Genomic DNA, 13270 nt, shown 5'->3' with positions numbered 1-13270 from the left:
CGCTTAGAACGGCGAGCTGCCGTACACCTCAAAAATCACGCCGGCGAAGAAGCGGCCGAAGCGCGCCTGGGCTTCCGCTTTCTCTCCAAGAGTCTTTGCGTTGCTGATTTCGACGGTGGTCATCTGCCTGGCGAAATCGGTTGGCCTGATTTTTAGAATACCGCGGCCGACGATCGGAGCCCCGGCGTCGCCGCCCTCGCGCAGAGTGATGTAAAGCGTCGTGGTGTCGTCCCAGACATCGGGGCCGAATTCGTCACGGATGCGCTTGAAGCCTTCGAAGAAATAGACTTTTCCGTCCGATGCCCGCAGGCGCATGCGGTACGACATGCGCTTCGCCGCCGCGTCTTCTGCGTCCTTGATGAAGAGGTTGAAGGTTCCTTCCGTCGCGGTTAGGAACTCGGCGCTAAGCGCAGGAGCGGTCACGGTTCCGACCATGCGTGCGGCGTGCGCGTCGTCCTCGATCAGGGCGTCGAGGTCGTCGGCGACGACGGTCAGCGTGAAGGCGAAGGGCGAGTTCGACCGCCTTCCCTCCCTGAAAGCGCGATCATAATCCTCGTCCTGCACTGCGTTCGACCAAAAACCCTGCATCGTCTCGGTAAAGCTGATGCCGATCTTTGCGTCTTGCGCCGCCGGCGGCCTGGACGGCAGCGTGTAGTCGATCTGCCAGCCTCGGTCGGCGGCGATCTTCGCGAGATTGCGTTCGCTCAGCGCGGTAATCGTGTAGAGCGGATTGACGCCCAGGCTTAAGGGGATGATCGAGCCGTCGAGCACGTATAGGCCTGCGTGAACCGCCGTGCCCTGCGCCCCGGCAAAGACCCGACCGTCGCCGTCGACCGCTCCGCCCTCGGCGCTCTCCGCCATGCGGCAGCCTCCGAGCGGATGCACGGTCACCAGCCGCTGGTCGAAGAGATCGTTCCAGATCGGGTTGTTGATGTAGGTGCCGCCGAGCGCCCGGGTTCCCTCTTCGAGACGTTTTTCGATTTTTCTGAAAACCTCCTGCTTGCCCACGCCCGGCCATTCGACGCGAATGCGGTCGTCGACGAGCCGCAGCCGGCCGTTGGCATCGTCGTGAGCCATCACGAGAAAGGTGAGCGTGTTGTTGAGGGCCCCCGCGTAGGCGCCGCGCACAAGGCTTTCGAACTCGCGGGCTCGTTCCGCTACAGTGTCGCCCTCATCGGTATCGCGGCCGATGTGCTTGCTGCCGGCGGCGAAGCTCCCCGGCAGCATCGCGGCGAGCGCGCCGGGCAGGACGCCTTCCTCGATCACCATGCCGTCCTGCAGGACGTCCGTCCCGCGCAAGTCGATCAGGCCGGTGATGCAGGGTCCGACAAATCCAATGTCCTGAGGGTCATGCGCGCCATGTCCGATGGCGCGGATCTCGCGGTCGCAATTGTAAGCGAAGGCCAGCGCGTCGCCGTTGCCGGTGAACCCCGCGCCGACCTGATCCGACAGGGGGAGGCCTGCAGCCTTTGAGCGCAGCAGGATCTCGGGGCTGCCGAGCGCGCCGGCGGCAAGAACGACGAGATCGGCGGTAACGCTCAGGGTCGGCGCGTCGAACGCTTCGCGGCCAAGGCCGAGAAGCTGATAGTGGACACGCCACTTTCCGTCGCCGCTCTGCTCGATCCGCCGGACGCACAGCTCGGTGTAGATTTCGGCGCCATGATTGCGGGCGTCCGGGAGATAATTCATCAGCGTGGAGTTTTTTGCGCCATCGTTGCTGCCGGTCACGTCGTCGCCATTGCCGTTGCTGGCATTCTGCCAGACGCCGACATGGTTCACGCCGGATTTGAAGGTGACGTTGATCGGCGGCCGGCTGAAGACGCCTGGCGGCGCGGTCCCGTCGCGGACAAGGGCGGCGGCCATGGCCTCGAGCGCCTGCAGCTTCGGCAGCGCGGGGAAATTCTGCGGATAGGGCGCAGGCTTCAGCATCTCGTTAGCCCGAAGGAACCCTTGTTCCAGCGGGCCGGCTACGTCGTCGCGCACCGTCTTCGGCCAGCGGGGATCGTCGAAGATGCGCGGATCCGGCTTCAGCGAGACCGAGGCATTGATGAGAGATGTGCCGCCAAGACCGCAGCCAAGCACGACGTTGATGTCGTCGTTCTGGCGGACATCGAACAAGCCGGTGCGGGGCCCGGCATGCCCAAGCGGCGTATCGAGCTGCAACTCGCGCGTCGCCGCCAGCATGGTCGACGGATACTCGCCAGGACGAATCTCCCGCCCGCGCTCCAGCACGCAGACCTTTCGGCCCGCCCGGGCAAGGCGCGAGGCTGCTACGCCGCCGCCGTATCCCGAGCCGACCACCACCGCGTCGTAGTGGTCCTTGATGTTGGCCGCCGGGGAGGAGAGCCGATCGGCGTGCGAGGAGCCTTCTGAACGGGTAGGGTTCATCGGAGCGTACCTCTCTTGCTCATTGCCCTGTTCGGTGCAGCATTAGCGCTCTGTAGTTGCATTCGATCACAACTGACGCAATTTTGGAAGGAGCGGCAATCTACGGCGCTGTCTCCTGCGGGACGGCTGCATCGAGGAGGCCGTGCGCCCGCAATCGGCGGGCGTCGAAGCCAAGCCTCCCGGCGTTTGACAACGGATCGAAGTGTCCGAAGCCTATCGAGCGCCGGCCTTTGTTGCCGGCGTTTCCTGCGACTCGGGCGCCGCAGCTACGTCCTTGAAGTAGCGGTCTATCCAGGGTGTCACTTCGCCCGCTATGCCATATTCGGTGTCGTTGCGTGACAGTTCCGCCAAGGCATTGCCGAGCTGACTATTCGAGGTGCTCGCCAGCCATGTCTTCCAGGACGAGGACGGTGCGTCCGGCGCCGGGATGGATTCGTTGGCGCCCGCAAATATGGCGCGCACGGATTGTGCGGATATGCTGTCGCCCCCTGCAATCCTCGCGATCAGTTCGGCCAGGTCGTCGCTTAGGACCGGAGACAGGCGTTCGACGCCCAGCCGCCGCAGAACGGCCCGCTTGATACTCTCGTCTCCGCTTGCGGCGGCGAGCGCGCGCAGGGTCGGAGCGGTCGTAAGGTTGTCGAGAGCCCCCCACCTCAACAGTCCCTGTGTCACCGCCACCAGCGACGGCCCAGTGTACTGGAGAGTGGCGGCGACCCCACCTTGCAATCTCGACCGGACTGCGGCGATGCGAAAAAGCCTTTCTGCCTGACCAAGCCGAGTGGCCGCTTCTGTCGCTACGTTGAGCCAATTCGTGGCGCTCTCTGTGTCACCCATCGCTTCGCATGCACGAGCGGCCAGGTGGGCGTTCTCGAATATCGTTTCGGTGTCGCCGACCTCGCGGGCCGATTCTACGCCTCTTTCCGCGACCGCCGACGCTTCCGGAAAAGCTGCAACCCCCATCAGCGCCTCCGCTTCTTGTCGAAAGAGGGGACTTGCGGTGGTGCGCGTTTCTCGTTCCCGCAGAAATTTCAGGGCCGTCCCAAACTCGCCCTGCTGCAGCAGTATCGAGACCCGTGTCGCCGTAGCGCGCTCCCACTGGGCGAGGTTGGCAACTTCCAAAGCCGCCTTGTCAGGCGTCAGGCCAAGTTTGAGGCTGAGCGCAACTCTCGCTTCCGGGGCTCCCGCCCAGCCGCGTCGCGGCTCGAAATCTTCCATCGCCTCGCGCAGTCGGTCAGCGACATCGTCGCGCCAGCGCTTTTCGAAGCCTTCGATGTCGCTCAGCCGCAGACGATGGTAGAGTTCCTCCGCCCGGGATATGGCATCATCGAATTGGGAGTGAAAATTGACGGCTTCTTGATCGATGGCGCGCACCACGGTGCGGCCGACCTCGCGCTCGAGGGCAGGAAGCATCAACCGGCGAACGTCAGGTCGGTGACGGAGTAGTCCGCCCGGTTCACGCTGGACGAGAGATACTTGCCTGGCGAATTCGCCAAACAGCCCTTGGGCTTGCTCATCGCTCGTGACTTTCAGATCGCAGATCTCGGACAACACGTCCTTGATGATAGAGGGAGACAATCGACGAAGAACCAGTCCGGGCTTGGCAAGCTTCCGACGCGGCCCGGGAGGGATGTGGTCCAGGATTCGATTGTACAGAAACGCTGCGTCTTTGGTGTAAAGCGCAATGCCGAAGATGCGCGGGGAGCGCACCGCGTCGATGCCGTGTTCGGCCAGAAGTTGCGCCGTCAGAGCAAGGGCCAGCGGGGTGCGCTCGACCGACCGCACAGCCAATGAGATTGCCGCCTGGTCTCTGGCCAGCTCGGGTTTGTCGACGAGCATGGCCGCGAGGAAGCGTTCTCCGGACGCCAAGTCGAACTCCGTGAGCGCAATCGGATCGGTCGGAAACTGATCAGGATCGGGCAAGGCTCGACCGGAAAGGATTGGGCGGAGCTGCGGGATGCCTCGCTGCAATTGAGAGAGCGTCTCTCGCATAAGATAGATTGTAGCGTCGCCCAGCGACTGGGCGATTTCAAAGGTGTCGACGATGAAGGGGAGGTTTCGCGCGGCATTGTCGCGGACAAAGTCGCAAAACCGCTCGATTACATCGCGCGGCGCCGCCACATGAACAGACTGCGCCTCCTCTGCCGGACCGATGTTGCGACTGACGGCATCCAGATCATCGGCCAGTTTCTGCGCGGCCGCCGATCTTGACGGCAGCTGCACCCGCAGCTGCCGCGCCGCCTCCGCCAGGAGCGTGGTGGGCTTCCTGGGGTCGAGGTGCGGCCGATCAAGGTCGAGAAACACGAACGGTATGTCAAGGTCGGCGAGTTCCAGGCCGAATCGCGCGACCAACGTCGACTTTCCCACTCCGCCGATACCGTGAATAAAAAGCGGTGGGTCAGGTTCTGAGTTGCCGCCGAAATTCGGAACGATACTGGCCGCAAAATCGGAAATCGCCTTCCTGCCTCTGCCGATCGCGCTGCCCTGAACTACGTCGCCGAGGTAACCCCTCAGCCGATCAAGCTCCGCTTCCCGGCCGACGAAATTCTTCGCCAGATGCCGCAGCGGAGCAACCAGATCCTCCCGCGCCAGCCTGGCCCGAACCGGCGCCGGTGCCGGCAAGTCATCGACGATTCCTTGCATCCAGTCGATGACGACGAGAAGCGAAGCAAGCTCATCGCGATCGAGCTTCTCGACGAGAATGCTTTCGTTCCTCACCACGCTCACCAACATTCTTTGGATCGGGTCGGCGGTGGAAAACGGGATGTCCTCGAGTATCTCATTCATGGCAGCGCGCGTGCCCATCCTTTTGAGCGCGGCGCGCCGTGCATCATTCTGCAGGCGGCGGCGAGGGCCCTCCTTGGTGGGAACGATCTCGCTGGCAGCCAAGACAGCGGCGAGATCCCCGTCCTCTACAGTAGCCACTTCGCCCGGCTTGAGAATGTCGCGCGGATCGAACCAGGAAAGCAGAGCGGCGCGCCGCTCCAGTAGGTCCTGCCGCTCAGACTTCTCGGACACCTCTGCTTTGTCGGCTGTGCTGGCCCTCAGCAGCCAGTCTGCATCAATAATTTCGGCTCGCTTCTCAGGCGACCGGTGCTGCCGCTGGCGGATTTCCATGCTCATACAGTGGGCGCCTTCATGATGTCATCAAGCTTGTCGCGGATTTTCTGCGGCAAGCCGATCATGAATGGGCGTGGGTATGGCGGCTGCTGCCCGGCGAACACGTCATTCACCAGGTTGGTCAAGGCCTGATCGTCCAAATCCCGATTGAGGACTGCCAGAGCACGGTCAATGTAATCGAACAGCAGAGTAGGGTTCGGCTGAACCACATCGTCCGACTCCAACTTTCCCGGCCCAAATGTCGTCGACGGCGCGCGCGGAAATCCAATCAGTATGACGCGCAAATCCTGCAGCCGTCCGTCCGCGGCGGCAAGCGCCAGCTCCTCGACAAAATCAATGATGCTTGGCGAGACATCCTTGTCCAGATGGTCGAAAATGAGCACGGTCGGCACGACCGGAACGTCCGACAATTCGCGCGCAATAGCCAATTCGTCAACGATACGACGCCCAATTCGAGGCTCGCTCGTATCCAACGGCGGCACATTGAAGTTAGCGATCTTGAGCGAGTTGACGACAGTGCGGGCGACTGCGACGCCGTCTCGCGTCAGCGCCGATGCCATGAGATCGACCGCGATCGGCCTGAACCGGGGCGGCGGGGCCTCGCGGCAAAGGCGGCGAACAAGCGGCAGGGAGAAAGTCTTCCCGCTGTCTGTCGGGCCGGTCATCACGACGGCCCGCAGCGGGTGGTTAGGGTTGAGCAGACTGGGTAAGATTGTGGTGGAGAGAATATCGCGATCGACAAACGGATGTCCGTCGATAATCAGGCGCGCCTTCGAGAGTTCCTCGAAGCCTGCCGGTTGCGGCGCAACCGGGGCAGCAAGCATCAGATCGATGGCTGCTACTACCAGCGGACGCGCGTCGGCTTTCAGCGCATCCAAGAAAAGATCCAGTGCCGCCGATTGGTTGAGGTCGCTAAGAACATCGTTAAGGGTAACCTCGAAGTTTGCGCCAGACGTAACGTATCGATCAAATTCTACTGAGAGAAGGGATAGCATCATCTTTATCTGATTCTGTCCGGCCAGTTGTGGATAGCCGCCAACAATTGCGGTAGTGAGTCCTGTAATCTGTGAAAGAGTAAAGGTTTTCATGGCTAATGCACCGGCAGGACTGCTCCATCTTTGTTGAGAGTGGATGCAATAAGCTGAAGCGGGATAGCGGTATTGCGACCGCCCAATCCGCCGTTGTGCAACCCGACGACTTTCAGGTCCATCGAAAGACAAGGTGAGCCGGACGATCCTCTTTGCGTAGTCGCCGTGTGGCGCAGCCGCGTGCCGCTCGGGTTCGGCTTGTCGAATGCACCGAGGCATATTTGCAAGCTCGCACCAAGCGGGTGCTGCAGGACGACGATCGGATGGAGGGCCTGGCCCGCGGCGATGTCTTTTATGCGTACATGACCGCGCTCCGGACCGCCACTCGTGTCCTTGCCGACGGGTTCCGCCAGACGCACAAGCGCAAAATCGAGCTGCGCAAGAGTGGGTTCTCCGGCAGCCCCACCCCATTCGCTCCCGCCGGGTTGGCTCTTTGCGACCAGCCAGTCCCCTGCCGCCGTCGTCGCAACGCGTCCGGGTTGAGCGCCGATGGCGTCGAAGCGCATCTGGACCTTTGCCGGTTCGGGCGTTCCGGGCGCTTTGACTCCGTGCAGAACGTGGTAGTTGGTAAGTACAAGGTCGTCGGCCACCAGAAAGCCGGTTCCAAGGCTTGCCTGGTCCGCTTCGCGCTCGACGCGGCAGACCCAACGATAGGAGTTGGTCAGCCGCACTCCCCATTCATCGGCTGGCGTGTAATCGAGTTCGTCAAGGATCATTGCCTCCAGACGGCTCTTCGACTCGGCTGACGATGTCTTCAACCATGTCATCTCCAGTTCTGCGAGCTTCGCGTTGCCGGGGTTTGCCCGGCGCGCCGCCCCGATGACGTCCACGATCTTGCCGCGGGCATTTTCCTGGATGATGACATTGTGGATCGCAGTTTCTCCACCTGCATGGATCGCTCCGACGTAAGCGACGTCGATATCTACTGTGAACAGCGCGGCCGCCAGTTGCTGAACCCCGTTAAAACCCGGAAACGCCGCTATCAGGGCCGCTCGCAGTTCTGCCTCTTGTAGGTGGGTAAGCTGCAGCATCGACAACTGAGCCTCGTCGGATGTGTCGTACCCACGATACTATTTGTGCTTGCCAAGATATTCAACTACAGCGTGGCGGTTATTTCTCGCTGCATCGCGGTCGGCCAGGAAGTCACCGTCGCGAGTCCGAGGCTGCACTGCCGCCCCGGAAGACCCTCGACAGCTTCGCCTTCGACGCCGTGCCAATGGTCTCCAAGGGCCAGGTGATGGCGATCGCCGCCGGCGACAGCTGGCTCGCAAAGGGCGCCAACATCCTGTTGTTTGGCCCGCCCGGCGGCGGAAAGAGCCATCTCGCCGCGGCCATCGGCCTCGCCCTGATCGAGAACGGCTGGCGCGTGCTGTTCACCCGCACGACCGATCTCGTCCAGAAGCTTCAGGTCGCGCGGCGGGAGCTCCAGCTCGAATCCGCCATCGCAAAGCTCGACAAGTTCGATCTGCTCATCCTCGACGATCTGGCTTACGTCACTAAGGACCAGGCCGAAACGAGCGTGCTCTTCGAACTCATCTGCGCAAGATATGAGCGGCACTCCATCATGATCACCGCCAATCAGCCCTTCGGAGAATGGAACAGGGTCTTTCCGGACCCCGCAATGACCCTCGCCGCGGTGGACCGACTTGATCATCACGCAACGATCTTCGAGATGAATATCGAAAGCTACCGGCGCAGATCCGCCATGGAAGCCAAACGCCAGCGCGGCAGGCCCGCCTCCTACGCGACAATCAAACACACGCACGAACTTGTCGCGGAGCGACAATCAGAAAACGACGAAAGCCTTGCCAGCGACAATCAGCATGACAATTTGCCCGTGACTGCGCTATAGCGCATCCGGCCATGCGAGGTCTGGGCCTGCCCAGAGCTCCTTGCAGCGGTGTTCCAGCCAATCATTCACGCATTCAGCGTTGGGAAGCGCGGGATAGGCTGCCACAGTCGATGACGGGCATCCTGGACGTTCTTCTCGACCTGACCCTTCTCCCAGCCCGAAGCTGGATTGCAGAACTCCGGCTCGAAGAGATAGTGGCTCGCCATGGCCAGGAAGCGGACATTGACGTCGCGATCCTTGCCGCGGCCGACCTTGTCAATCGCAGTCCTCATGTTGTCGTAGATACCGCGCCGGGGGACGCCTCCGAACACACGGAAGGCGTGATTGTGGGCGTCGAACAGCATCTCATGCGTCTGCAGAAGATAGGCCCGCACGATGAAGGCCTGGCTGTAGCTCAGCTTCGTATGGGCGACCTGCAGCTTGGTGCGCTCATTGCCGATGATTGCCAAATCCTCGGACCAGTCGAACTGGAATGCCTCGCCGGGTTCGAACGCCAGCGGCACGAATGTTCCGCGACCTGATGTCTGCAGGTCACGCTGCCGGTTCACCTTCCACTCCCGGGCAAAGGCCGCGACCCGATTGTAGGAGCCGTCATAGCCAAGGCTCATCAGCTCGGCATGCAATTGCCTCAACGTCCGCTTCTGCTTGCACGCCTTGTTGGCCTCCGTCTTCAGCCAGGCAGCCAACCGGTCGGCAAACGGATCCAGCTTGCTCGGTCGATCCGGCACCTTGAACTTCGGCTTCACGCCATCGGAACGAAGGTACTTGCGGATGGTGTTCCGGGACAGGCCTGTCCTGCGGCAAATCTCCCGGATCGATAGATGGTCTCGAAAATGCCAGCGTCGGATCACGCTCAGTAACGCCATGTCGATCACTCCATAGCCCCCGCTGAAAATACGCAGGGCAAGGTTCAAACACGGGTCAATTCTCGATGGAAATATCCCATTCCAACGGGTCAGTTCTCAGTGGAAATCAACAGTTGTGGGTTTCACCCGTATGTCGATCAGAACCTCGGTCTCAAATCAGCCCCCACGCACGAAACCGCCCCCTGCCCGTCATTTCGCGCAGGCTGAGCTCGCCGACGAGGTTGAGCGCCCCCTGTTTTGTCACCTTTAGCCGGTCCTGGATCATGCCGGTGGAGACGATCGGGCGGGTCAGCACCAGCTCGACCAAATCGGGCAGCCTTGAGCTGGCGCGACGTTGCTTGAGCCGCCGCTCCATCTGGCTTTTGGCCAGCATCAGCCGATCGTGCTCCTTCAGGCCCGCCAGTGCTGCTTCCTGGATGGCGTCGACAAACGCCAACAATCGGTCGCCGCGATGGCGCGCCCGTCGCCGCTCGCGCGGAATGGTTTTGGCGCTGAGGTGCAGGCAGGCGAGATGGTGGGCGGCTATGCCTTCTTGCCGCAGCAGCGCGGCGCAAAACAGCGGCCCGAGCCAGGCGGGGTGCTGCAGCACTTCGATCTCGGTCCAGGCATCGAGCAGCATCGCCGCGCGCAGGACGACCGGCAGCTCCCGCGTTTCCGCGAGGACAGCCTGCCATTCGGCCAGCCGTTCTTCTTCATTCCAGTCGAGATCGTAGACCAGGTCCGGCCGGTCACGCAGCGACGTTTTCTGTTTTCGAGCAGGCACCTCGGCGCCGCTCAAAATCTTCGATCACCGCGCCAGCACGGCGTCGATCTCGGCGAATTCTTGGGCCAGTGGATCCAGCTCCTGCGCCTCAATCGCCCCATCAGTTTCCACCTCAGAAGCCAATACCCCCTGCCCTTCCGGCTTTTTTGTCCTGCCGCCGCCGGCATGGCGCCGCCGCGTCCCGTAAGCTGCCTCAGCCCCTCCCGGCCGAGCGGCCAGTCGGGTGCGTGGCCAAAAATATGGCGGCGAGCGCGGAGCACGGCATGCGCGCGGGTGAGCTCGTGAGTCGGCGTGCGGATGTCCATGTGGGCATCGTGCAGGACGAGATCCTCGAGGTGGACGAGCTCGCCTTCGAGCCAGAGCGCGGCGGCCGCGGCGGCGAGTGTTGGCGCTCGACAAAACCGTCGCGCACGGGCGAGCGGGCCAGTCGCTCGTCGAGGCGCGCCAAAACCGCGGTCGCCTTCGCGAGCGGTCCGATCAGGGCTTCCAGAGGCAGAGTGTCGAGCGCGTAAGCCATTGATTTCACGGTAGCCGATTCGCGTTGGTCAAGCTAGTTGGCCTTTACTTAGACTTTCCGGGGATTTTCTGCCGGACAAAAGACACTATCGATAATGACCTCTTATCGATACTTAGATAATACCGTCAGATAACTCGATTATTGTTTTGTCGTTTCTTGCGACACCGACCCCCTCAAAAACAAAAAGTGCGTTTCCGACCATCGCCTTTGGGGCGAGTTCGTTGCACGGATCCTAGATCCAACCGCCGTCCACGATAAATTCCTGCGACGCGCACAACGCGCTGTGCGATTGGAAAGCGAGCGGTGGTACTCACGCACTTCCGGTGCCGGACTTGGCATGCAATCCCGTGATATCGCTTATAGCGCACTCAGCATGAGGAGAGCTTGTCTGGCATCGGGACTCATCTGAAAGGTGTCCGGGTTGCGCGCGTAACGTAGGGCGATAAGCCTCGTAAGGTCACGCTGCAACAGTACCCGCTTTGCTTCCTCTTGAATGAGGCTCGACGCAGCAGTGACGAGCACCTGCCGGCGCTCGAGCCCTATAGGCATCATTAAGCGGCTGCTCCCGTCCGACGTTCGAGCGGAATCGAACGATGGAGGGCGCACCAGCGGCGGCCACGCCCTCCACCTTCTGCATTTCGACTAGGAGCAGACCATCGGCCCACGGATGGGCAAAGTAGCGAATAGCCTGTGCGGTCCCTCTGGTCATCCTAAGGTGCTGACCAGCCTCAACCAGCAAGGACCAAAAGGCAGACAGCCGTTTTTGAGCCGCGGTGAAGTTGGGATAGGCTTCGCGAGACCGCTTAAGTATCCGCTCGTGAAGATGCGTTGTAGTCGCGGCGGGTTCGACACTGGAGACGAACCAGAGTTCGTCGTGACGGAAGAGGAAGGTGTGAAAGTATGCTCCTACGAAAACACCGTCTTCCATCGGCGCAGTCTTGGCGCTGTAAATTGTCAATCCGCTAGCGTTTCGGGCCTTGCTGAGGCTTCTGACCTCCGAAACGCTGATCTCGAAGTCGACCATGGTACGGCGGAGGTGCGCCTCCACATCGCGCACAGCAAATCTGTGCTCAGTCGCCCTGAGCCTACCGTCCCGGTACCGCGCCAAGGCCGTCACTAGGATGTCATTGGGAAGCGCTGCAATGCCGGAACGGCTTATATTGAGGGCCTGCACTTGACGCTCAACTTCCTCAGCGAACTTCTTGTCGACCCGTCTCAAATTTCGCCTCCATGGTTCCCTTTGACCCTATGGAGTTTGAGGCTAGAGCTGCCTCCGCGCCGGCCACGTGTCCGGAATTGCCTCGGCTTGCAACTTCGTGCGGGGAACATTGATCAGTTCCATGACCTGATGGTGCGGGACTTGTCCTCCGGCCAACCCGCACAACATGCTGTCGTCGCCGCCTCGTCGGCTTCCATCCAGATTGCCGCAGCTTGGTCCTCGTCCTCGGTTGGCTGGTCGTCTTCCGGAAAGCCTTTGATATCCCACCCTTCCAACGCGAACAGCCCTTCCGCGCCTTGCGAAGCCGTAATGCCGGCCCGCGCGAAGACAGCTTCGGCCGCAGCGATACCGCGTGCCAGTTCTTCGGACGCCGCACCTTCAATGTTTAAGCGAAGTTCCATGGTTCGCCTCCTATGGCCTATCTCTGCCAATGTGAACAAAATGAGAACAAAGAGTCAAGCGCGCCCTTGACGGGAGAGGAATATGTTCCTTATTTCAGCGTGATCTGGAGCAGCGAAGGACCATGGCTCGGCGTCAATCGCGCTGGCCGGCGAAGCTATGGCAAAAACAGCGGAAGACAATTTTCGGATAGAGGTTTGGGATCGCGAAGAGCAGGCCTTATCCGAAACCATTTCGCGTTCCCCCGATTCAACGGTGAGTCAGGCGGCTTGGCAGGCCGCCATCCGACGCCGTCCAGGCATGATGCTGATCCACTACAACAGTCGACATGTGATGGAGAAAATCCTGACACCAGGCGAATTGAAGATCCCACTGCAGACCATCATCGACGGCAGCGTTCACGCCGGCCTCGACGTGGCGCTCGGAGATCTTCGCGAGTGGCATGTGTTGCGAGCCTGGTGCAGATCCTGTTCGCACCATGCAACGGTAAGCCTGCCGGGCTCATCAAGCGCTATGGAAAAGACGCTCTGTTCAGTTCGGTCGAGCGAGCGCTTTTCTGCACGAGCTGTGACAGAGGCGGGCCTGTCAGGCTGGAAATTCACAAGCTGCCACGCAATTGAGGGAGTTGAAGGGATGCAAGATCCGATCGATTTCTTCCAGGCCAACTCGGCGCTGGCGTTGGCCCTCCCCTATCGCATCGTCGCCGATCAGCGGCCGGACTGTCGAGACCCGGAACTGCGCGCGATCTAGGCGGTCGGCTTCCATCTTGACGCAAAAACATGCGGACCGCCGCGGACGGGGACAGTCGGTCCCGCGTCCCGTCCTGCGGCCGGCGCTATGCTGACGCTCCTACGGCTGTCCCGTTCACCGCCCGCGGCGGGGGCGAATTTCCTCCGTCCTGCGCGCGACAACGGTCGCTGTTGCGGACGCGCGCAGGACTGCGGTTTATACGCCGTCTTTCTTAGAGACCCGATGGTCGCCGGCGCGGAGATCAACGAGGCGGCGGCGCGTCGTTTGGAAAACCCAATGTAGGACGGCGTCATCGCACCTATGCGCTCCCG

General features: G+C 61.5%; 7 protein-coding genes and 3 pseudogenes. 2 read left to right on the top strand and 8 right to left on the bottom strand.

Features of this window, described 5'->3' with window-relative positions:
• Positions 1-3 precede the first annotated feature (3 nt).
• The 4 genes from AC0L17_RS00240 to AC0L17_RS00225 all read right to left on the bottom strand — a co-directional run bounded on the left by AC0L17_RS00240 (position 4) and on the right by AC0L17_RS00225 (position 7624).
• A complete protein-coding gene (locus AC0L17_RS00240) occupies positions 4-2388 on the bottom strand; it encodes a GMC family oxidoreductase N-terminal domain-containing protein (protein ID WP_473514322.1) in 2385 nt (794 codons plus the stop codon).
• Between the two features lie 213 nt (positions 2389-2601).
• Positions 2602-5508 (bottom strand): ATP-binding protein, encoded by a 2907-nt coding sequence (locus AC0L17_RS00235; RefSeq protein ID WP_473514321.1) that lies wholly within the window; start codon positions 5506-5508, stop codon positions 2602-2604.
• The gene (locus AC0L17_RS00230) at positions 5505-6593 is read right to left on the bottom strand and encodes a hypothetical protein (RefSeq protein ID WP_473514320.1); all 1089 of its coding nucleotides are present in this window, start codon (positions 6591-6593) and stop codon (positions 5505-5507) included. The genes AC0L17_RS00235 and AC0L17_RS00230 overlap by 4 nt, the downstream gene beginning before the upstream one ends.
• 2 nt (positions 6594-6595) lie before the next feature.
• Positions 6596-7624, bottom strand: coding sequence for a trypsin-like peptidase domain-containing protein (locus tag AC0L17_RS00225; RefSeq protein ID WP_473514595.1), 1029 nt, complete (start codon positions 7622-7624; stop codon positions 6596-6598).
• Positions 7625-7719: 95 nt separating this feature from the next.
• Here AC0L17_RS00225 and istB point away from each other — a divergent pair.
• Positions 7720-8445 (top strand): annotated as a pseudogene (gene istB / locus AC0L17_RS00220) (IS21-like element helper ATPase IstB); the annotation flags it as partial.
• Positions 8446-8475: 30 nt separating this feature from the next.
• Here istB and istA read toward each other — a convergent pair.
• The 4 genes and pseudogenes from istA to AC0L17_RS00200 all read right to left on the bottom strand — a co-directional run.
• Positions 8476-9311, bottom strand: a pseudogene (istA, locus tag AC0L17_RS00215) (IS21 family transposase); the annotation flags it as partial.
• 151 nt (positions 9312-9462) lie between these two features.
• A pseudogene (locus tag AC0L17_RS00210) lies at positions 9463-10591 on the bottom strand (RHE_PE00001 family protein).
• Positions 10592-11048: 457 nt separating this feature from the next.
• On the bottom strand, positions 11049-11810 hold the full coding sequence (locus tag AC0L17_RS00205; RefSeq protein ID WP_473514319.1) for a hypothetical protein: 762 nt from the start codon (positions 11808-11810) through the stop codon (positions 11049-11051).
• A gap of 113 nt (positions 11811-11923) precedes the next feature.
• Entirely contained in the window at positions 11924-12211 is a 288-nt protein-coding gene (locus AC0L17_RS00200) for a hypothetical protein (RefSeq protein ID WP_473514318.1), read from the bottom strand.
• A gap of 157 nt (positions 12212-12368) precedes the next feature.
• Here AC0L17_RS00200 and AC0L17_RS00195 point away from each other — a divergent pair, with 157 nt between their 5' ends.
• Positions 12369-12959: a hypothetical protein gene (locus AC0L17_RS00195; RefSeq protein ID WP_473514317.1), complete on the top strand. Its 591-nt coding sequence runs from the start codon at positions 12369-12371 to the stop codon at positions 12957-12959.
• Positions 12960-13270: the final 311 nt, after the last annotated feature.

The organism is Mesorhizobium sp. WSM4829, assembly GCF_055811475.1.
This window is presented reverse-complemented; position numbering and strand designations above follow the sequence as displayed.